The sequence below is a fragment of the Rugamonas sp. DEMB1 genome (assembly GCF_029834475.1).
Taxonomy (GTDB): Bacteria; Pseudomonadota; Gammaproteobacteria; order Burkholderiales; family Burkholderiaceae_D; genus Rugamonas; species Rugamonas rubra.
Genome location: NZ_CP122407.1, coordinates 4184883 through 4206011, shown reverse-complemented (window position 1 = coordinate 4206011; position 21129 = coordinate 4184883). Strand labels below are relative to the sequence as shown.

Here is a 21129-nt window from a genome sequence, read left to right as displayed (position 1 = left end):
CCGGGCGGGGCGCGGCGTGGCGCCGCCGCCACGCCGCGCCGCCGCCGCGTTTGGTTGGTGGCTCAGACCGCCGTCAGCGCCTGGCGCCAGCCGAGGCCGGCGACGGTGCCGTCCTTGGGATGGTATTCGCAGCCGATCCAGCCGTCGTAGCCGAGCTCGTCGATGAGGGCGAACAGGTGGCGGTAGTTGATCTCGCCCGTGCCCGGCTCGTGGCGGCCCGGCGTGTCGGCCAGCTGCATGTGGCGGATCAGCGGCAGGCGGGCGCGGATGGTGTTGCTCAGCTCGCCCTCCATGCGCTGCATGTGGTAGATGTCGTACTGCAAAAACAGGTTGTCGCGGGCGCACTCGGCCAGGATCTCGCAGGCCTGGGCGCTGTGGTTGAGGAAGTAGCCGGGCATGTCGTAGTGGTTGATCGGCTCGATCAGCACGGCGATGTTGTGCGGGCGGAACTGGTCGGCGGCCCAGGCCAGGTTTTCCACCAGCGTGGCGCGGGCCCGCTCCGGCGCCAGCCCGGCCGGGGTGATGCCGGCCATGCAGTGCACTTGCGGCACGCCCAGCTCGGTGGCGTACTCCAGGCCGAGCCGCACGCTGTCCTTGAACTCGTCGGCGCGGCGCGGGTCGCAGGCCATGCCGCGGTCGCCGCCGGCCCAGTCGCCCGGCGGCAGGTTGTGCAGCACCAGCTGCAAGCGGTGGCGGCGCAGCCGCTCGCCGATCTGCTCGGCCTCGTAGGCGTAGGGGAAGAGGAACTCGATGCCGGCGAAGCCGGCCTCGTGGGCCAGGGCGAAGCGGTCGAGGAAGGGCGCCTCGGTGAACAGCATCGACAGGTTGGCGGCGAATTTGGGCATGGAAACTCCTGGCAAAGGGCTGGGATGCGCGGCGCGGCGCAGGGCCAAGTCGATATCCTAATCCAAAAACGACCGGACCCGGGCAAACCGTACACCACGAAAACGTCTCTTCACGGGGCGCCGGGATGCCGGTCTTACCCCGCAAGCAAAGGGGTCTGACCCCGTACGGGGTCAGACCCCGGCGTCCGTGTCCCGGGGGAGGGGTAAAAAAAGCCACCGCGACCCCGGAGGGTGGCAGTGGCTGATTGTCTTTACAAATTTACTACTGGCTGCTGCTTAGCGGCCGCGACCGCCGGAGCGGTGTGGCGCCGCCGAGCGTGGCGCGCCGCTGCGGGCACCGCCGCCGCCGCCGGCCGCGGGGCCGCCGTTGCCGCTGGCGCCGCGCGGCTTGGCGCCGCCGCCGGCCGCCTTGACGCGCACCACCGCGCCGCCGCCGCCACCGCCGCCGCTACGGCCGCCGTTGCGGTGGCCGCCGGTGCCGCTGCGCAGTTGCACCGGCTGGGCGCGCGCGGTCGGGTCCGGTTCGAAACCGGGGATCACGGCGCGCGGCAGGGTTTGCTTGATCAGCTTCTCGATGTCCTTCAGCATGTCGTGCTCGTCGACGCAGACCAGCGACACGGCTTCGCCGGTGGCGCCGGCGCGGCCGGTGCGGCCGATGCGGTGCACATAGTCCTCGGGAATGTTGGGCAGGTCGTAGTTGACCACGTGCGGCAGTTGGTCGATGTCGATGCCGCGCGCGGCGATGTCGGTGGCGACCAGCACCTGCAGCTTGTTGTCCTTGAACTCGGACAGCGCCTTGGTGCGCGCCGACTGGCTCTTGTTGCCGTGGATCGCCATGGCGCCGATGCCGTCGGCGTTCAACTGCTCGACCAGCTTGTTGGCGCCGTGCTTGGTGCGGGTGAACACCAGCACCTGGCTCCAGTTGTTGGTCTTGATCAGGTAGGACAGCATCGGGTGCTTCTTGTCGCGGTCGACCGGGTGGATCTTCTGCGCGATCACTTCGACGGTCGAGTTGCGGCGCGCCACTTCGATCATCGCCGGCTTGTTCAGCAGGCCGTCGGCCAGGGCCTTGATCTCTTCCGAGAAGGTGGCCGAGAACAGCAGGTTCTGGCGTTTCTTCGGCAGCACGGCGAGCACCTTCTTGATGTCGCGGATGAAGCCCATGTCGAGCATGCGGTCGGCTTCGTCGAGGATCAGGATTTCCACTTTCGACAGGTCGACGGTGCGCTGTTCCATGTGGTCGAGCAGGCGGCCGGGGGTGGCCACCAGGATGTCGACGCCGTGTTTCAGTTGCTTGATCTGCGGGTTGATGCCGACGCCGCCGAAGATCACGGTCGAGTTCAGCTTGGTGTACTTGCCGTAGATGCGCACGCTTTCCTCGACCTGCGCGGCGAGTTCACGCGTCGGGGTCAGGATCAGCGCGCGGATCGGGCGTTGCGAGGTGTTGCCGGTCATCGCCGCGCCGCTGGCGTCGGTCGACAGGCGGTGCAGGATCGGCAGCGTGAAGCCGGCGGTCTTGCCGGTGCCGGTTTGCGCGCCGGCCAGCAGGTCGCCGCCGTTCAGCACGGCTGGAATGGCTTGCATCTGGATCGGGGTCGGCGTGGTGTAGCCGGCTTCAGTGACGGCACGCACGATGGCGTCGGACAAACCGAGTGTGGAAAAGGACATGTTAGCTTTATGTAAAGATCGGCCTGTCGCCACGGATGGCGCCAGTCGCAGGCAATCGGATTGGGGGAGACAGCGGCTAAGGACTGGTCAGGGGGCCGCAGGCCGGAGTATAACAGCATACGCCGGCGCTTGTTTCAACACGGAAACGAAAAGAGGGCCGCGGCCCTCCTTTTTTGTAACAAAGTGCGCCGCTTAGGCGAATTCGCCCAGCAGGCCGACCATCTGGCCGAAGATCTTCGGGCTGGCGGCGATGATGTCGCCCTTGTACAGGTAGTCGGACTCGCCGCTGAACTCGCCGACGATGCCGCCCGATTCCGTCACCATCAGGGCGCCGGCGGCGATGTCCCAGGGCTTCAGGCCCTTCTCGTAGAAGCCGTCGAGGCGGCCGGCGGCGACGTAGGCCAGGTCCAGCGCGGCGCTGCCGGGGCGGCGCACGCCGTGGCAGCGCTCGGCCATGATGCCGTACATCTTCAGGTATTCGGCCAGCGCGCGCGGGCTGCCGGCCACGTAGCCGGTCGACAGCAGGGCGTTGGCGATGCGGTCGAGCTTGGTGACGCGGATGCGCTTGTCGTTCAAGTAGGCGCCGGCGCCCTTGGTGGCGGTGAACAGGTCGTTGCGCACCGGGTCGTAGATGACGGCCTGGGTGATCACGCCGCGCTGCGCCAGGGCGATCGAGATCGAGTACTGCGGGAAGCCGTGCATGAAGTTGGTGGTGCCGTCGAGCGGGTCGATGATCCAGGTGAATTCGGTCTCGTCGTTGGCGTTCTTGGAAGCGCCCGACTCCTCGGCCAGGAAGGCGTGGTCGGGGTAGGCTTTGGACAGCACCTCGATGATCGCCTGTTCGGCGGCCTGGTCGACGTCGGTGACGAAATCGTTGTGTTGTTTCTCGGTCACAGTGACGCGGTCGAGATCGAAGGACGCGCGGTTGATGACGGCGGCGGCGCGGCGGGCGGCTTTGATCGCCGTGTTGAGCATTGGGTGCATGTAAGCTTCCGGTAAAAGAACGCTATCGCCCACCGGGGCGACAACCGTCCCGGCGGGGCAATAGAGTACAAGAATGAATTAAAGAGCGGTGCGGCGCCGAAAGGTTAAAATCCCGTCTGGCAGCGCCGCCGGGTGACAAATCCACCCCGGCTGGCTGCTGACATCCCCGAATTTTCCGTATCGATACCGCGCAATAGCGCTATTTTAAATGAACCTGCCCGAAATCAACACGTCTCTTTTCACTCGGCTGCGATTTATTCTGGTCCAGACCAGCCGCGCGGGCAACATCGGCGCCGTCGCCCGCGCCATGAAAACCATGGGTTTCAGCGAGCTGGTGCTGGTCACGCCCCGCTTCGACAACGCCCTGGCCGACCCCGAGGCGGTCGCCTTCGCCAGCGGCGCGCAGGACATTCTGGCCAAGGCCCGCGTCGTCGGCAGCATGGCCGAGGCGCTCGAGGGCGTCAACTTCGCCGCCGCCGTGTCGGCCCGGCTGCGCGAGTTCTCGCCGCCGGTGCTGGCGCCGCGCCGGCTGGCCGAGCAGCTGGCCGGCCAGCCCGAGCTGAACGCGGCCTTGATTTTCGGCAACGAGCGCTTCGGCCTGCCGAACGAGGTGGTCGAGCAGTGCAACGTGCTCATCAACATCCCGGCCAACCCCGACTACTCCTCGCTGAACCTGGCCCAGGCGGCCCAGGTGCTGGCCTACGAGTGCCGCATGGCGGCGCTGGACGGCCGCCAGAGCGTCTCCGAGGTCGGCTTCCACGGCCACGCCGCCAGCCACGAGCAGATCGAGGGCATGTACCAGCACCTCGAGCGCTCGCTGGTGGAGATCGGTTTTTTGGACGCCGCCAGCCCGCGCAAGCTGATGCCGCGCCTGAAGCGCCTGTTCGCCCGCGCCCAGCTCGAGACCGAGGAGGTCAACATCCTGCGCGGCATCGCCCGCCAGATGGTGGCGCCGCGTCCGGACGGCAAGGGCGGCGCGGACAAGGGCTGAGGACGGCGCCCTGCGGGTCGACAGTACCGCCGACGCGAACATAGGGTCAGACCCTAGGGTCTGACCCTGGCTCCTTGTCCGTGGCAAGCGTCGTCACCGGCGACGGTCAGTCCGGCGCGAACGGCTCCGCCGCGCCGGCGTAGATGTTGCGCATCACCTGGCGCTCGCGGCCGACGATGGTGTCGACGAAGCGGCCGGCCTGTTTCATCTTCTTGAAGGCGCCAAAGCCGCGTTCCAGGAAGCGCTGCAGCTCGCCCAGCCCGGCCAGCCGCGCCGGCCCGCGCATCACCCCCAGGGTGGCGCTGAGGAAGGGCACTTTGACCAGCGCGCACAGCGATTCGCCCAGCGCCTGCACCAGCGCCAGCTGGCGCTCGCGCTCGGCCGGCGCCGCCGTGGCGCGGTAGGCGGCCAGGTAGCCGGCCTGGTCGAAGCGCTCGCCCAGCGCCCGCGCCATCGCCGTGTCGAGCCGCTCGGACAGGGCGTCGAGCACGATCGCCTCGGTGATCACCCGCAGCGCGTCGAGCGGCAGCACGCGCTGCAGGGTGGGGATGATGCGCTCGAGGTCGGCGTCGCGCCGGCCCAGGTCGTGGGCGCCGTACAGCTCGTCGAGGAAAAACAGCGCGGCGTCGCCGCTGTCGGGCGCCGCCAGCAGGTCGGCGTGGCTGGCCGCCAGCCGGCCCGACTGGAATTGCTTGAGCGCCGTGCGCGCCGCCAGCAGGGCCGGATCGCGCATGGCGCTCTGGCGCTCCGCCTTGACGGTGCGCAGTTGCTCCTCCAGGGTCTGCACCAACTGTTCTTTTCTCATTCCTGCGTTGTACCAGAAGTGAGTAGATCTGGCCCTCTATTTTTGCCGCCGGGGCGGCCGGGGCTTTGTCGTACACTGCCTGGATAAGAAAACCACAACAGGATGGAGACATGCAGACGAAGCGCAGACGATTTTTGAAGCTGGGGCTGATCGGCGCCATCGGCCTGGCCGCCGGGGGCGCCGTCTACCGCGCCGTGCGCGGGCCGGCGCCGCTGGCCCCCTTCGCCCTCGACGGCGACGCCAGCCTGGTGCTGGGCGCGGTGATTCCGGCGCTGTTGGCCGGCACGCTGCCGATCGAACCGGCGGCGCGCGCCGCCGCCGTGGCCCACACCGCCGAGCGGGTCAAGGGCGCCGTCCGGGCCTGCCGCTGGCCACGCAGAAGGAGGTGCAGGACCTGTTCGGCCTGCTGGCGCTGGCGCCGGCGCGGCGCTTCCTGGCCGGCGTGTCCGGCGACTGGGCCGGCGCCACGCCGGCCCAGGTCGACGAGTTCCTGCAAAGCTGGCGCCACCACCGCCTGGCCACGCTGCAAACGGCCTACCACGCGCTGCACGACCTGGTGCTCGGCGCCTGGTATTCCGACCCGGCCAGCTGGCCGGCGATCGGCTATCCCGGCCCGATCAAGGAACTGGCCTGAGCCGACCCCAGCGCGGGCCCCGGCCCGCACCCGCAGCCTAATTCGCGCGCCAGGAAACTGGCCCAGCCCCTAGAATAGAACCGCCGCGCCGCGCCGCGCCGCGCCGTCCGCGCCGCGCCGCGCGCCACCTTTTCGGAAGCCGCAATGACCGACACCATCATCCCCATCAATACCGCCACCGCAACCGCCCGCACGGTGATCCCCGATCCGATCCAGGCCGGCCTGGCCGCCGGCTGGCTGGTCACCGACGGCGCCGAGCTCAGCGAGGACCGCAGCATCGAGGCCGACGTGGTGGTCATCGGCAGCGGCGCCGGCGGCGGCGTCACCGCCGAGATCCTCGCCCTGGCCGGGCTGAAGGTGCTGATCATCGAGGAGGGCGCCCTGAAGTCGTCGAAGGACTTCAAAATGCGCGAGGCCGAGGCCTACCCGGCGCTGTACCAGGAATCGGCCGCGCGCAAGACGCGCGACAAGGGCATCAACATCCTGCAGGGCCGCACCGTGGGCGGCACCACCACCGTCAACTGGACCTCCAGCTTCCGCACGCCGCCGGCCACGCTGGCCCATTGGCAGCAGCACTTCGGCCTGAAGGACTACAGCGAGGAGGCGCTGGCGCCCTGGTTTTCGCTGATGGAGCAGCGCCTGCACGTCAGCCCCTGGGCGGCGGCGCCGAACGAGAACAACGACCTGCTGCGGCGCGGCGCGGCCAAGCTGGGCGTGTCGACGGCGGTCATCCCGCGCAACGTCAACGGCTGCTGGAACCTGGGCTATTGCGGCATGGGCTGTCCGACCAACGCCAAGCAGTCGATGCTGGTGACCACCATCCCGTCGGCGCTGTCGCACGGCGCCAGCCTGCTGACGCGGGTGCGCGCCGAGCGCTTCGTGCTGCGCGGTGGCCGCGTCGAGCAACTCGACTGCGTCGCCCTCGACGCCGCCGGCCTGGCCGAGACCGGGCGCCGCGTCAGCGTGCGCGCCAAGCACTTCGTGCTGGCCGGCGGCGCCATCAACTCGCCGGCCCTGCTGCTGCGCTCAGCCGCGCCCGACCCGCACGGCCTGCTCGGCAAGCGCACCTTCCTGCACCCGACCATCATCTCGGCCGGCCTGTTCGAGCAGCGCGTCGACGGCTACGCCGGCGCGCCGCAGTCGATCTATTCCGACCACTTCCTGCACAGCGGCCCGGTCGACGGTCCGATCGGCTACAAGCTGGAGGCGCCGCCGCTGCACCCGCTGCTGCTGTCGACGACGATGGCCGGCTTCGGCGCCGCGCACGCCGCCATGATGGCGCAGTTCCCCCACATCCACGCCCTGCTGGCGCTGCTGCGCGACGGCTTCCACCGCGACGCGCCGGGTGGCAGCGTGGCCGTCGACGGCCGTGGCGCGCCGGTGCTCGACTACCCGATCAGCGACTATGTCTGGGACGGCGTGCGCCGGGCTATGCTGTCGATGGCCGAGATCCAGTTCGCCGCCGGCGCCAAGACGGTGACGCCGGTGCACGAGTCGGCCGGCCAGTACGCCAGTTGGGCGGCGGCCAGCAAGGGCATCAACGCGCTGCCGTTCAAGACGCTGGCGACGCGGGTGGTGTCGGCCCACGTGATGGGCGGCTGCACCATGTCCGACGACGAGCGGCTCGGCGTGGTCGGCGCCGACGGCCGCTACCACGGCGTGGCCAACCTGTCGGTGCACGACGGCTCGCTGTTCCCCACCTCGATCGGCGCCAACCCGCAGCTGTCGATCTACGGCATCACCGCGCGCCTGGCCAGCCGGCTGGCCGAGCAGATGACGGGGCGGCCGGCGCCGCGCCCGCGGGCCTGAGCATGGCCGCCGCGACCAGCGCCGGCGCGCCGGCGGCGGCCGCCGCCGGCCCCGCCGCCGGCCGCGTGTCGGCGCGGACCGCGCCATGATCCGCCGCCTGCTGGCCCTGCTGCTGGCGGTGCAGGCGTCGGCCGCGCTGGCGCTGGCCTGGGGCCTGTGGCGCGGCGCCGGCTGGCAGCCGGCGGCGGCGCTGGCGGCCGGGGCGGGCGCCGTGCTGGCGCTGCGGCTGGCCATCAACCTGAACAACTTCCGCCTGAGCCGGCGCTGGCGCAGCGCCGTGCCGGCCGAGTTCCAGCTCGGCCCGGCCGCCGCCCTGCGCCTGTGCTGGCGCGAGTTCGCCGCCAGCCTGCGCAGCTCGTCCTGGGACATGCTGCTGCCGTCGCCGATGTGGCTGGCGCCGGCGCCGCCGGCCGTGCCGGCCACAGCGGCGCCGGCCGCGCCGCCGGTGCTGCTGTTGCACGGCTACGCCTGCAACGGCGGCTACTGGCGCCGGCTGGGCCGCCGGCTGCGCCGCGCCGGCATCAGCCACTACGCGCTGGACCTGGCGCCGCCCGGCGCCGCCATCGACGATTTCGTGCCCCAGGTGCGCGCCGCCGTCGCCATGCTGTGCGCGCGCACCGGCGCGCCGCAGGTGGTGCTGCTCGGCCACAGCATGGGCGGCCTGGTGGCGCGCAGCTACCTGCGCGCCGACGGCGCGGCCCGGGTGGCGCGCCTGATCACCCTCGGCAGTCCGCACCACGGCACCGCGCTGGCCCGCCTGGGCCCCGGCGCCAACGCCGCGCAGATGCGCCACGGCGGCGCCTGGCTGGCGGCGCTGGCGCGGGCCGAGGCCGCCGGCGCCGGCGCCACCGTCGTCTCGCTCTTCTCGCACCACGACAACATCGTCGCGCCGCAGGATTCGGCCCGCCTGGCCGGCGCGCGCAACCTGGCCTTCGGCGCCGTCGGCCACGTCGCGCTGGGCTCGGACGCTAGCGTGATGCAATGCGTGCTGGCCGAAATCGCCGCCTGCGCGCCGCCGCGCGGGGCGGTGGACAGCGCCGGCCGGCTTCGGTAGACTGTTTTCCAGCGGCAGCGCCCGGCTGTTGTTTTGCGGTCGAAGGAAGGGGCGGTTGGTGAGTTTTTGTGAGAATATCGGGCGTGTGTTGCTGTATGGTTATTCGTGCGCCGTTCACGTCCACGGCACCCCCACACAAGGTCCACGATGGCAATCGATTTCGGCAGCCTGATCCTGAACGAGACCCCCGACGCCGTCATCCTGACGACGCCGGCCGGCGAGGTGCTGTGCTGGAGTCCGGGCGCCGCCGCCGTGTTCGGCTATGCCGACGACGAGGCCGTCGGCCGCCCGCTCGACGAGCTGATCATGCTGCCCGGCCAGGTCGACGAGGAGGGCGCCGCAAACGGCCGCGCGCTGGCCGACGGCGGCTACAACTACGAGTCGATGCGGCGCGCCAAGAGCGGCGCCCTGGTGTATGTCGACGGCTCGGCCAAGGCCATCCGCGGCGCCGACGGCGCCGTCGAGTACATCCTGTGGAGCAAGAAGGACGTCACCCAGCTCAAGGTGCTGCGCGACGCCAAGCTGCTCGAGGCGCGCTACGGCGGCCTGCTCGAGTCGACCCCGGACGCCATCGTCATGGCCAACGCCAGCGGCCGCGTGGTGCTGGCCAACGGCCAGGCCGAGGCGCTGTTCGGCTACCCCCACGGCGCCATGCGCGGCATGCCGCTCGAACAACTGATGCCGGCGCGCTTCCGCGACGGCCACGTCGGCCACCGCAGCGGCTATTTCGCCCAGGCGCGGCCGCGCCCGATGGGCTCGGGGCGCGACCTGTACGGCCTGCGCCGGGACGGCCGCGAGTTCCCGGTCGAGATCAGCCTGAGCCCGATCGAGACGGAGCAGGGCACCCTGATCATGAGCGCGATCCGCGATATCAGCGAGCGCAAGCTGATCGAGAGCACGCTGCACGAGAACAACCTGGCGCTGGCGCGCGCCAACCGCGCCAAGGACCAGTTCCTGGCCAGCATGTCGCACGAGCTGCGCACCCCGCTCAACGCCATCATCGGCTTCACCGGCACCCTGCTGATGCGCCTGCCCGGGCCGCTCAACGAGCCGCAGGACAAGCAGTTGCGCACCATCCAGGCCAGCGCGCGCCACCTGCTGTCGCTGATCAACGACCTGCTCGACCTGACCCGCATCGAATCGGGCAAGGTCGAGCTGCACTTCGAGCCGCTGCAGTGCCGCGCCCTGGTCGAGGAGCTGTTGCAGAGCTTCCAGCCGCTGGCGCGCGACAAGGGCCTGCGGCTGGAGTTTTGCGCCACGCCGAACGACATCGGCCTGCTGAGCGACCGCCGCGCGCTGCAGCAGATCCTCATCAACCTGGTCAACAACGCCGTCAAGTTCACCGAGCAGGGCGAGGTCTCGGTGCGGCTCAGCGTGGCCCGCTTCGACGAGCGCGAATGCGTCACCTTCAGCGTCAGCGACACCGGCGTGGGCATCGCCGCCGAGCACCGCGACAAGCTGTTCCAGGCCTTCACCCAGCTCGACGCCGGCAGCACCCGGCAGTACGAGGGCACCGGCCTGGGCCTGCACCTGAGCCAAAAGCTGGCCGGCCTGCTGCGCGGCCAGATCCTGTTCGACAGCCGGGCCGGCGAGGGCAGCACCTTCACGCTGGCGCTGCCCCTTGACTAACCCGACCCATCGGGACGGCCGCCGCCGCGAGGGCGGCACGGCGCTCCCGCGTAGCAATATGATCAACCTGGAGCGCTAACGTGTCAGCCCGCATCCTCATCATCGAAGACAACCCGACCAACATGGAGCTGATGGTCTATCTGTTGCGCGCCTTCGGCTACACCCCGCTGCAGGCCCACGACGGCGAGGAGGGCGTGGCGGTGGCCGGGCGCGAGCTGCCCGACCTGATCATCTGCGACGTCCACCTGCCCAAGCTGGACGGCTACGGCGTGGTCGCCGCGCTCAAGGCCGACGCCGCGCTGGCCCACATCCCGGCGCTGGCGGTGACGGCGCTGGCCATGGTGGGCGACCGCGAGCGCCTGCTGGCGGCCGGCTTCGACGGCTACATCGGCAAGCCGATCGAGCCGGACTCCTTCGTCACCCAGATCGAGGCCTTCCTGCCCGGCACCCTGGCGCCGGCCAAGCCCGACGTGGCCACCATCCTGATCGTCGACGACCACGTGCTCAACCGCGAGTTCCTCATGACCCTGCTCGGCTACGGCGGCCACCGCCTGCTCGAGGCGGCCAACGGCGCCGAGGGCCTGAAGATGGTCCACGCCGAGCGGCCCGACCTGGTCATCTCCGACATCCTGATGCCCAACATGGACGGCTACGAGTTCGTCACCCGCATGCACAGCGACCCGGCCACGGCCGAGGTGCCGATCATCTTCTACACCGCCACCTACCGCGAGCGCGAGGCGATGGCGGTGGCGCAGGCCTGCGGCGTGCGCTGGGTGCTGCCCAAGCCGTCCGACCCCGACGTCATCCTGCGCACCGTGCACGAGGCGCTCGGCCTGGCCGCCGAGCCCGAGCTGCTGCCCGGCTTCGCGCCCGAACCGCCGGCCGCCGGCCGCTTCCACGGCATCGACAACAAGGTCGCCGAATATCTGGGGGAGCTGGAGTCGAGCAGCCAGCTGATCACCCAGCTGGCCAACCACCAGGACGGCGCGGCGGCCCAGCCGGAGAATTTGTCGCTGATGACCGAGCGGCTGTCGCGCTCGCTCTCCAGCCTGCAGGCGGTCAGCCTGCGCCTGACCGCGCTCATCGAGCTGGGCATCGAGCTCGGCGCCGAGCGCGACCCGCTGGCGCTGATCGAGATCGGCTGCCGCGTGGCGCAGAACATCTGCGTCTCCAAATACGCCTGCATCGGCGTGCTCGAGCTGGGCGCGGCCGAGCTCAGCTACTTCGCCTCCTGCGGCATCGGCCAGCAGGCCCGGCAGATCGCCGCCACGCCGCGCGCCGGCATCCTCGGCAAGCTGCTCGAGCACCGCCAGCCCTGCCGCATCAACGACCTGGGCGGCGACCCGCAGGAGATCGGCCTGCCGGCCGGCCACCCGCCGGTGCACTCCTTCCTCGGCGTGCCGATCGCCTCGCGCGAGCGCACCCACGGCTGGCTCTACCTGGTCGACAAGCTCGGCGCCGACGAGTTCTCCGAGGTCGACGAGCGGGTCGCCGCCACCGTCGCCGCGCAGATCTCGGTGGCCTACGAGAACCTGCTGCTGTACGAGGAGATCAAGCGCCACCACGCCCAGCTGACCTTGGACATGAACGCCCGCATCCGCCTCGACGAGTGACCTGCGCCGCTTCCGCCTGGCGATGGACGCCACCGCCGACGCCATCTTCCTGGTCGACCGCGCCGGCATGTGCTTCGTCGACGTCAACGTCACCGCCTGCCGCATGCTCGGCTACGAGCGCGAGGACTTCCTCAAGGTCGGCCCCAACAAGGCGGTCGACGGCGACCTGAACCGGCTCGACGACCTGTACGACAAGCTGCTGTCGGGCGACCAGAGCGGCGCCATGGCCGAGCTGCTGCTGCAGCGCAAGGACGGCAGCCCGCTGTCGGTCGAGGTGCAGCGCCGCACGCTGCGCTCGGGGCAGAGCTGGATTTTGGTGGCGGTGGCGCGCGACATCACCGAGCGCAAGGAGGCCGAGCAGCGCCTGCTCAAGCTGGCCCACTTCGACACCCTGACCGGCCTGCCCAACCGCAGCCAGTTCTACGACTCGCTGAGCCACTCGCTGGGCCAGGCGGCCGAGCACAAGTGGGCGCTGGCCGTGCTGTTCCTCGACGTCGACCGCTTCAAGAACGTCAACGACACGCTCGGCCACACCATCGGCGACGAGCTGCTGCGCCAGTTCTCCAGCCGCCTGGTCGACTGCCTGCGGGTGCGCGACACCATCGGCCGCTTCGGCGGCGACGAGTTCGCCGCCATCCTGATGCTGCCCGAGGGCGCGCAGAACGCCATCGCCGTGGTCGACAAGATCCGCGACGCCATGCGCAAGCCCTTCGACCTGAAGGGCCACGAGGTGACGGTGACGGCCAGCATCGGCATCTCGGTGTTCCCCGACGACGGCCTCGACCCGGACACCCTGATCCAGTACGCCGACACGGCCATGTACCGCGCCAAGGAGGCCGGCCGCGACGCCTTCCGCTTCTTCACCGCCGAGATGAACGCCCAGTCGCTGGCCCGGCTCGACCTGGAGAACGCGCTGCGCCGCGCCATCGACCACAACGAATTCGTGCTGTTCTTCCAGCCCAAGGTGCACATCGGCAGCGGCCGCATCAGCGGCGCCGAGGCGCTGATCCGCTGGAAGCGGCCCGGCCACGGCATGGTCTCGCCGGCCCTGTTCATCCCCATCCTCGAGGAGACCGGGCTGATCGTGCGGGTCGGCACCTGGGTGCTGCACGAGGCCTGCCGCAAGATCAGCGAATGGGGCAGGTCGGGCACCGGCGCGGTGCACCTGTCGGTCAACGTCTCGGGCATCCAGTTCTTCGTCGGCGGCCTGGAGGAGGAGGTGATGCGCGCCATCACCGAGCACGCCATCGCCCCCGAGCTGCTCGAGCTCGAGCTCACCGAGAGCTCGCTGATGTCGAACGCCGAGGAGACCATCACGGTGCTGCAGAACCTGAAGGCGCTGGGCATCCAGATCTCGATCGACGACTTCGGCACCGGCTACTCCAGCCTGGCCTACCTGAAGCGCTTCCCGATCGACAAGCTGAAGATCGACATCGCCTTCGTGCGCGAGGTCACCAGCAACCCGGACGACGCCGCCATCGTGCTGGCCATCATCAACATGGCGCACAGCATGAAGCTCGAGGTGATCGCCGAGGGCGTCGAGAAGGAGGCCCAGCTGGCCTACCTGCGCCGCCACGGCTGCGACGAGATGCAGGGCTACTACTTCAGCCGCCCGCTGCCCGAGGAGGAGTTCGAGGCGATGCTGCGCGAGGGCCGCTCCCTGCTGGCGCCGGTCGACGAGGCGGCGCCCGACCAGCAGACCCTGCTCATCGTCGACGACGACGCCTTCATGCTCGACGTGCTGACCGACTTCCTGGCCCAGGACGGCTACCGCATCCTCACCGCGCAGACCGCCGCCGAGGGCTTCGACGTGCTGGCGCGCCACCGCGTCCAGGTGATCCTGTGCGACCAGTGCATGCCCTTGATGAGCGGCACCGAGTTCATGGAGCGGGTCAAGAACCTGGCGCCGGACACCTTCCGCATCATGCTGTCGGCCTACGCCGACCTGACGCCGATCATGGCCGCCATCAACCACGGCGCCATCGACCGCTTCTACACCAAGCCGTGGAAGGGCGCCGTGCTGCGCGAGAACATCCGCGAGGGCTTCCGCCTGCACGCCCTGGTGCACGGGCCGCGCCTGGTGTCGTGAGGCGGCGCGCCCTTGACTTGAGGTAGGGCGGGCCGGAGTCGAGGCCGAACAGCAGAACCCGGTCGACGCATTTGGCCAGCACTACCTTGCCGACCAACTCCGCCAGGGGGAAGTCGTCGAAGGCTTTTTGCGGCGCGCCCGAGAATCTCAGGAACAAGGCGTCGCCGTCCGGCCCGCGCGTCTCGCTGAGCAGTTCAACGCGCTGTCCGGCGGCCAACTGGCAGGCCAGCACCGGTTTGAGCGGCGCCGCCCGCGCGGGCACGAGCGCTCACAGCAGTGCGATGCTTGCGATGGTTTTCACTTGGTAATCTCGTGTATTGCCTGTATCGAGTCTTGTGTTGCTGTTCGACTCAGGCCGCACTTTCGGCCGCAATATCCCAGCCGGGGAATACCAGTACTGCTGGATGGCAGCGCAAAGCGCGGGCCAGCACCTTGGCGCGCGCCACATCCAGTTCTTCCTCGTCGTTTTCGATGGATGCGATCGTTGCCTGAGCGATGCCGGTAAGGCCGGCCAGCTGGATTTGGCTGAGTTCCTGCAATTCACGCAGGATGCGGACGGATTCGCCGACAGATACGTCAACGCATTTTTTCGCAGGTTGGAACGGAGCCATTTCACGGCCTCCTGTAATCGTGGGCAGTAATGTGAACGACCTGAATCAGAAATACGTCTCCAACGATCTGATAAATCACCCTCCATTTTAATCCAAGTCGTGAGGAGCGATGCTTGTGCCATTGGCCGGAAAGCGCTTCGTCGTGGAACCCCTTGATCGCACGCAACCCCAGTGGTCCAGAGAGTTGAGCAATTTGCTTCCATTTTTCGTAGCGCTTGCGAATGTCGACCGGCACTGTATCGGATAGTACTCGCGCCACCTGTCGATGTTCTTCGATTCGCCACATGCCACATTATGGGTACTCCCAACATGGCGTGGCCTTGACGCCGCACAGTGTTTTAAGCTGATGGATGATGGCACTTCGTGCGGCATCGGCGCCCGATTACGCTGACGGGCGCCGGTATCGATTGGCGGCGGTCTAGAAATGCACGCCGCGCAGCAGCTGCTGCATGGCGATCTGCTCCGAGCTCATCGGCGGCGCCTTCTTGCCGTCGCCGCCCTGCGCCGCGTCCGAGTCGGGGAACATGCGGAACGAGGTGTTGAGCACGATCTGCGCCACCCGCGGCAGCAGCGCGTGCAGCACCTGGCCGAACACGCCGACCCGGGTGGCGATGCGCACCGGCCGGTGCACGATGGCCTCGGCGATCATCTCGGCCGCCTCCTCCGGCGACAGGGTCGGCACGTTCTGGTAGAGCTTGGTCGGCGCGATCATCGGCGTGCGCACCAGCGGCATGTTGATGGTGGTGAACTTGACGCCGACGTCGGCCAGCTCCGACGCGGCGCAGCGCGTCCACGCCTCCAGCGCCGCCTTCGAGGCGACGTAGGCGGAGAAGCGCGGCGCGTTGGTCAGCACGCCGATCGAGGAGATGTTGACGACGTGGCCGCGCTGTTGCGCGATCATCCGCGGCAGCAGGCCCATGGTCAGGCGCAGGCAGCCGAAGTAGTTCAGCTGCATGGTGCGCTCGAAGTCGTGGAAGCGGTCGTAGCTGGCCTCGATGGCGCGGCGGATCGAGCGGCCGGCGTTGTTGACCAGCACGTCGACGCCGCCGTGCTCGGCGATCAGCAGGGCGACGAAGCGGTCGCAGTCGGCCATGTCGGCGACGTCGGCCTGGTAGGTGATCAGGCTGTGGCCGCGCGCCTCCACCTCGGCCTTGGCGGCGGCCAGCTTGTCCCCGTCGCGGCCGCAGATGATGGTGACGGCGCCGGCCTCGGCCAGCTTGTGCGCCGCCGCCAGGCCGATGCCCGACGAGCCGCCCGTCACCAGCACCACCTTGCCGGCCACCTGGCCGCGCAAGGTGGTGTCGATGGACAGCGCCGGGTCGAGGTGGCGCTCCCAGTAGTCCCACACCGGCGCGGCGTAGTGTTCCAGGCGCGGGCAGGCGATGCCGCTGCCCTTGAGGGCGATGGCGGTGTCGCGGTTGTCGAAGCGGGTCGGGTAGTTGATGAAGTTCATCAGGTCGTTCGGCAGGCCCAGGTTAGTTCATGATGGCGTCGCGCAGCCGGCGCACCGGCGACAGCGCGAACACGCCCTGGCGGATGGACTTGGGGATGAAGCCGAACAGGGCGGCGTTGATGCGGATGCTCATGGTCGGCGCGTGGGCGGCGCGGCAGAAGGTGTTGAGCACCTCGCCGACGCGCATCGGCTCGGGGTCGGTCAGGTGGAAGGCGCGGCCGTCGAGCTTGGGCAGGTGGGAGATGTGCTCCATCGCGTCGACCACATAGTCGACCGGCACGATGTTGATGCGGCCGCCCTCGATGCCGACGGTCGGCATCCACGGCGGCAGCAGTTGGCGGATGCGCTGGATCAGCTTGAAGAAGTAGTAGGGGCCGTCGACCTTGTCGGCCGCGCCGGTCTTGGAGTCGCCCACCACCATGCCGGGCCGGTAGACGCGCCAGGCGCCCTTGGTCTCGTTGCGCACGATCTTCTCGGACTCGTGCTTGGTGGCGAAATAGGGGTGGTTCGAGCCATCGGCCTCGTCGAACATGTCCTCGCGGAAGATGCCTTCGAACATGCCGGCGGCGGCGATCGAGCTGACGTGGTGCAGGATGCCGGCCTGGATCGCGTTGGCGAACTCGACGGTGTTGCGGGTGCCGTCGACGTTGACGGCGATCTGCTCGTCGGCCTCGGCCAGCATGTCGTAGACGGCGGCGAGGTGGTAGAAGTGGTCGATGTTCTTGCTCAGCGCCTTGATATCCTCCTTGGACACCCCCAGCTTGGGGCTGCGCAGGTCGCCGAAAACGGGGATGGCGCGGGTCTTGCCGACGCCCCAAAACTCGAGCAGGGAGGGTATTTTGTCGCGGCTGGTTTCACGCAGGAGGAAATGCACTACACTGCCTTTGCGGGCCAACAATTTCTTGACCAAACGCTTGCCGATGAAGCCAGTCGCACCGGTAACAAAATACTGCATCCTGATTCTCCTTTTTGTGTTTTTGGTAACTCGCTGCTGAATCATTACAGGCCCGCCGGAGATTGGCAAGCCCTCAGTTTTGCCGCCGCCGCGATTAGAACGGCCGTTCTACCGCATTAGAATCCCATCTCTAGTTTTGCTGTCTAGAATGAAATTATGTAAATCCGATTCAATTTGAAAATATACGGGAGCACACATGGTAAAGAAACTGAAAACTCTGGCAAAAGACAATGACAAACAGTTGGCTAGTGCCGTCCGCAACTCGGCGCAGCAAATCTGGCAGGCCGGCCTGGGCGCTTTCGCCAAGGCGCAGGAAGAGGGCGGCCGCGTGTTCTCGAAACTGGTCAAGGAAGGCACCGATTTACAGAAGCGCACCCGCAGCATCGCCGAGGAAAAAGTCGCCGACGTGCGCGACACGGTCAGCGGCCTGGCCGATGATGTCGGCAGCAAGGCGGCCGGTTCGTGGGACAAGCTGGAGCAGGTCTTCGAGGACCGCGTCGCGCGCGCCCTGGGCTCGATCGGCGTGCCGACCCAAAAGGATATCCAGACGCTGACCAAGCGCGTCGAGCAACTGAGCAAGGTGGTCGCCGAGCTGTCCGGCAAAAAGCTGCCGGCCGTCAAGGAGGTGGCGGTGAAGGCCGCGCCGAAGTCCAAGGCCGCGCCGAAAGCCGCCGCCAAGGCCGCGCCTAAGGCCGCCAGCAAGGCCGCCCCCAAGGCCGCCGCCAAACCGGCCGCCAAGGCCAAGGCCGCAGCAAAGCCGGCCGCCAAGGCTGCAGCTAAACCTGCCGCCAAAGCAGCCGCCAAGCCAGCCGCCAAGCCAGCCGCCAAGGCCGCAGCCAAGCCGGCCGCAAAAGCCGCCGCTAAGCCTGGCGCCAAAGCCGCCGCCAAGCCAGTAGCCAAGGTCGCCGCCAAACCGGCGATCAGCTTCCCGACCGCCGCCTCGGTGACGGCCGCCGCCGCCAAGAAACCGGCCGCCCAGAAGGCTTCCGTCAACGACAGCGACAATGCTGTGACTCCAGCGGTGTAATCGCCGCCGCGCCGATTCCCCTTGGCCGTCACCCCCCGGCCTGTGCACGGGCCGGGTCCAAGGGGAACCGGACAACATGTAGTCGTTTTGGTTCGACCGGGCTTGTGCTGTGCGCAGGCTTTTTTTTGATCGGTAAAGCTGCGGATGTCTAAGCAATTGAAACAGTCGCCGGCGCGGCCCGCGCCGGCCCGCGCCAAGCAGGCCAGTGCCAAGCCGGCCGGCATCAAGTCGGCCAGTGGCCGGCCGGCGGGTGCCAAAGCGGCGCGCGTCGGACTGGCGCTGGCCGGCGGCGGGCCGCTGGCCGCCGTCTACGAAATCGGCGCGCTGGCCGCGCTGGAAGAGGCGGTCGATGGCCTGGACCTGACCGAGGCCGAGATCTATGTCGGCGTCAGCGCCGGCGGCATCATCGCCGCCGGGCTGGCCAACGGCGTCACGCCGCGCCAGATGTGCCGCCTGTTCATCGAAAGCGATGTCGCCGCCGTCGACGGCGCCGTGCTGTTCAAGCCGGAGACGCTGCTGCGCCCGGCCTGCGACGAGTTCGAGAAGCGCGTCGCCGCGTTGCCCGGCCTGCTGGCCGGCTCGCTGGTCCATTACTGGGGCGGCAACGGCAGCCTGGCCGCCTCGTTCGAGCGCATGAAGGAGGTGCTGCCGGCCGGCTTCTTCACCGGCGACGCCATCGGCGAGTTCCTGCGCGCCAGCTTCGCCCAGGCCGGCCGCAGCGACGACTTCCGCCGCCTGCGCCACAAGCTGGTGATCGTCGCCACCGACCTCGACACCGGCAAGCCGGTGCGCTTCGGCACGCCCGGGCGCGACCACGTGCCGATCTCGCGGGCGGTGCAGGCCAGCGCCGCCGTGCCCGGCCTGTTCCCGCCGGTGGAGATCGACGGCGAGCACTTCGTCGACGGCGCGCTGCGCAAGACCATGCACGCCTCGATCGCGCTGGAGCACGGCGTCGACCTGCTGCTGTGCGTCAACCCCATCGTGCCCTACAACGCCGGCATCCGGGCCGGCGCGCGCAAGCTGGCCAGCGGCGGCCTGGTCGACGTGCTGGCGCAGACCTTGCGGGCGATCCTGCATTCGCGCCTGGAGACCGGCATGGCCGGCTACCGGGTCAGCCATCCCGAGGTCGACATCCTGCTGTTCCAGCCGGGCGAGGACGACGCCGAGATGTTCTTCTCCAACATCTTCAGCTACAACAACCGCCGCCGCATGTGCGAGCTGGCCTACCAGAACACCCGGCTGATGCTGTGGCAGCAGCGCGCCACGCTGGGGCCCGAGCTGGCCCGCCACGGCCTGCGGCTGAACCTGGCGGTGCTGCGCGACACGAGCCTGAGCCTGGTCAGCCAGGCGCCGGCGCGCAAGGCGTTGGCGCGGCTGGAGGCCACACTCGACGACCTTGAACGGTATTTAAAAGTCGCCCATGGCATTTAAGCGCCCATCTGTTTCTAAGATCGCGGTATCGGTGTTATGCTTGCAGGAGAATAAAGAGAGATCTCCTGCTATGCTACAAAAAGCTCCCCGCCGCACCCGCGAACGCATTCTGGAATTATCCCTGCGCTTGTTTAACGAATTCGGCGAGCCGAATATCACCACCACGGTGATCGCCGAAGAGATGAATATCTCGCCGGGCAACCTGTATTACCACTTCCGCAATAAAGACGACATCGTCAATTCGATCTTCATCCAGTTCGAGGCGGAGATCGAGCGCATCCTGACGGTGCCCGACGGGCGCCGCTCGAACATCGAGGACGTGTGGTTGTACCTGCACCTGATGTTCGAGCTGATCTGGCGCTACCGCTTCTTCTACCGCGACCTGAACGACCTGCTGTCGCGCAACCGCAAACTGGAGCTGCACTTCAAGCAGATCCTGGCGCACAAGATCAAGGTCGCCAAGCAGTTGTGCGAGAGCCTGCGCAGCGAGAAGTCGCTCGACGCCTCCGACGCGGCGATCGACGCCATGGCCACCAACATGGTGGTGGTGGCGACCTACTGGCTGTCCTACGAGTACGTGCGCAACCCGCGCAAATACACCGAGCAGCAGTCGATGGCCGACGCCTTGGCGCGCGGCTGCTACCAGGTGCTGTCGCAGATCGGTCCGTATCTGCGCGGCGAAACCCATACCTTGTTCCAAAAACTGTCCGAAGAATATTTGAAAAAGCTGAAGTAAAACCCTTTACGGAGACCAAATATGGCATGGAGTAAATTTCCGCATCCCGACCCGGCCTATGTGTACACCCCGGCCAGTTTGAAGAAGGCCTGGGCCAGGTTGCACGTGGGCGATGCGGAACCCTTCCCGAGCGACCCGGCGCTGGTGCAGGTCTGGATCGCCTTCCATGCCGGCGACTTCGAGCAGGCCGCCAAGCTCGGCCTGGACATCGGCGTGGCCGGCTACTCGGTGGCGCACAAGGCCACCTGCATTTATGCCACCTATTTGGAAAAGAGCGAGAAGAAGCGCATCGCCACCTACGAGGAGGTGGCCGAGCGCTGCGAGCGCCAGCAGCGCGAGCAGCCCGGCAACGCCGCCGGCTTCTACTGGCACGCCTACGCACTGGGCCGCTACGCCCAGGGCATCTCGGTGGTCAAGGCGCTGGCGCAGGGCGTCGGCGCCAAGGTCAAGCACAGCCTGGACAGCACGCTGAAGCTGGCGCCCAAGCATGCCGACGCGCATATCGCGCTGGGCGCCTACCACAGCGAGATCATCGACAAGGTCGGCGCCATGATCGGCGGCTTGACCTACGGCGTCAAGAAGGAGGAGGGCTTCAAGCACTTCAAGAAGGCGCTGGAATTGAACCCGGACTCGGCCATCGCGCGCATCGAATACGCCAACGCGCTGGTGATGTTGGACGGGAAAAAGAAAATGGCCGAGGCGGTGGCCCTGTACGAACAGGCGGCCGCCTGCGAACCGCGCGACGCCATGGAACGGCTCGACGTCGAAGCGGCCAAAGAAGAACTTGAGGACTAG

Annotated in this window: 17 protein-coding genes and 2 pseudogenes; 11 read left to right on the top strand and 8 right to left on the bottom strand. The window is 68.3% G+C overall.

The window, feature by feature from the left end:
* Nucleotides 1-62: 62 nt before the first annotated feature.
* The 3 genes from otnI to QC826_RS19220 form a co-directional block, all read right to left on the bottom strand.
* Nucleotides 63-845, bottom strand: coding sequence for a 2-oxo-tetronate isomerase (gene otnI / locus QC826_RS19230; protein ID WP_279762002.1), 783 nt, complete (start codon nt 843-845; stop codon nt 63-65).
* 276 nt (nt 846-1121) lie between these two features.
* Nucleotides 1122-2513, bottom strand: coding sequence for a DEAD/DEAH box helicase (locus QC826_RS19225; protein WP_279762001.1), 1392 nt, complete (start codon nt 2511-2513; stop codon nt 1122-1124).
* 192 nt (nt 2514-2705) lie between these two features.
* Nucleotides 2706-3488: an inositol monophosphatase family protein gene (locus QC826_RS19220; RefSeq protein ID WP_093388450.1), complete on the bottom strand. Its 783-nt coding sequence runs from the start codon at nt 3486-3488 to the stop codon at nt 2706-2708.
* A 217-nt stretch (nt 3489-3705) separates the two neighbouring features.
* On the opposite strand from QC826_RS19220, the gene QC826_RS19215 reads away from it, so the two are divergent.
* A complete protein-coding gene (locus QC826_RS19215; RefSeq protein WP_279762000.1) occupies nt 3706-4488 on the top strand; it encodes an RNA methyltransferase in 783 nt (260 codons plus the stop codon).
* A gap of 106 nt (nt 4489-4594) precedes the next feature.
* Here the strand turns inward: QC826_RS19215 and QC826_RS19210 are convergent, their stop codons facing one another.
* Nucleotides 4595-5293, bottom strand: coding sequence for an FFLEELY motif protein (locus QC826_RS19210; RefSeq protein WP_279761999.1), 699 nt, complete (start codon nt 5291-5293; stop codon nt 4595-4597).
* A 184-nt stretch (nt 5294-5477) separates the two neighbouring features.
* Entirely contained in the window at nt 5478-5639 is a 162-nt protein-coding gene (locus tag QC826_RS31310) for a hypothetical protein (protein WP_313872689.1), read from the bottom strand.
* A 39-nt stretch (nt 5640-5678) separates the two neighbouring features.
* Here QC826_RS31310 and QC826_RS31305 point away from each other — a divergent pair, with 39 nt between their 5' ends.
* The 5 genes and pseudogenes from QC826_RS31305 to QC826_RS31715 all read left to right on the top strand — a co-directional run bounded on the left by QC826_RS31305 (nt 5679) and on the right by QC826_RS31715 (nt 14121).
* The gene (locus QC826_RS31305) at nt 5679-5927 is read left to right on the top strand and encodes a hypothetical protein (protein ID WP_313872688.1); all 249 of its coding nucleotides are present in this window, start codon (nt 5679-5681) and stop codon (nt 5925-5927) included.
* A 144-nt stretch (nt 5928-6071) separates the two neighbouring features.
* Nucleotides 6072-7736 carry a GMC family oxidoreductase gene (locus tag QC826_RS19200; protein ID WP_279761998.1) on the top strand — a complete coding sequence of 555 codons (1665 nt, stop codon included), beginning with the start codon at nt 6072-6074 and terminating at the stop codon, nt 7734-7736.
* 85 nt (nt 7737-7821) lie between these two features.
* Nucleotides 7822-8790, top strand: a complete 969-nt coding sequence (locus QC826_RS19195) for an esterase/lipase family protein (protein ID WP_279761997.1) — start codon at nt 7822-7824, stop codon at nt 8788-8790.
* Between the two features lie 147 nt (nt 8791-8937).
* On the top strand, nt 8938-10419 hold the full coding sequence (locus tag QC826_RS19190; protein ID WP_279761996.1) for a PAS domain-containing sensor histidine kinase: 1482 nt from the start codon (nt 8938-8940) through the stop codon (nt 10417-10419).
* An 80-nt stretch (nt 10420-10499) separates the two neighbouring features.
* Nucleotides 10500-14121: pseudogene (locus QC826_RS31715) on the top strand (EAL domain-containing protein).
* Between the two features lie 350 nt (nt 14122-14471).
* On the opposite strand, the gene QC826_RS19175 reads toward QC826_RS31715, so the two are convergent.
* The 3 genes and pseudogenes from QC826_RS19175 to QC826_RS19165 all read right to left on the bottom strand — a co-directional run bounded on the left by QC826_RS19175 (nt 14472) and on the right by QC826_RS19165 (nt 17140).
* Nucleotides 14472-14732: a helix-turn-helix domain-containing protein gene (locus QC826_RS19175; RefSeq protein WP_279761993.1), complete on the bottom strand. Its 261-nt coding sequence runs from the start codon at nt 14730-14732 to the stop codon at nt 14472-14474.
* A 1-nt stretch (nt 14733) separates the two neighbouring features.
* Nucleotides 14734-15018: a type II toxin-antitoxin system mRNA interferase toxin, RelE/StbE family gene (locus tag QC826_RS19170; protein WP_279761992.1), complete on the bottom strand. Its 285-nt coding sequence runs from the start codon at nt 15016-15018 to the stop codon at nt 14734-14736.
* Nucleotides 15019-15150: 132 nt separating this feature from the next.
* Nucleotides 15151-17140, bottom strand: a pseudogene (locus tag QC826_RS19165) (SDR family oxidoreductase).
* Here QC826_RS19165 and QC826_RS19160 point away from each other — a divergent pair.
* The 5 genes from QC826_RS19160 to QC826_RS19140 all read left to right on the top strand — a co-directional run bounded on the left by QC826_RS19160 (nt 17054) and on the right by QC826_RS19140 (nt 21129).
* Nucleotides 17054-17260: a hypothetical protein gene (locus tag QC826_RS19160; protein ID WP_279766643.1), complete on the top strand. Its 207-nt coding sequence runs from the start codon at nt 17054-17056 to the stop codon at nt 17258-17260. The pseudogene QC826_RS19165 and the gene QC826_RS19160 overlap by 87 nt on opposite strands.
* A 76-nt stretch (nt 17261-17336) precedes the next feature.
* On the top strand, nt 17337-18167 hold the full coding sequence (locus QC826_RS19155; protein ID WP_313872685.1) for a phasin family protein: 831 nt from the start codon (nt 17337-17339) through the stop codon (nt 18165-18167).
* 144 nt (nt 18168-18311) lie between these two features.
* Nucleotides 18312-19598, top strand: a complete 1287-nt coding sequence (locus QC826_RS19150) for a patatin-like phospholipase family protein (protein ID WP_279761991.1) — start codon at nt 18312-18314, stop codon at nt 19596-19598.
* A gap of 70 nt (nt 19599-19668) precedes the next feature.
* Nucleotides 19669-20334, top strand: coding sequence for a TetR/AcrR family transcriptional regulator (locus QC826_RS19145; protein ID WP_279761990.1), 666 nt, complete (start codon nt 19669-19671; stop codon nt 20332-20334).
* Nucleotides 20335-20355: 21 nt separating this feature from the next.
* On the top strand, nt 20356-21129 hold the full coding sequence (locus QC826_RS19140) for a hypothetical protein (protein ID WP_279761989.1): 774 nt from the start codon (nt 20356-20358) through the stop codon (nt 21127-21129).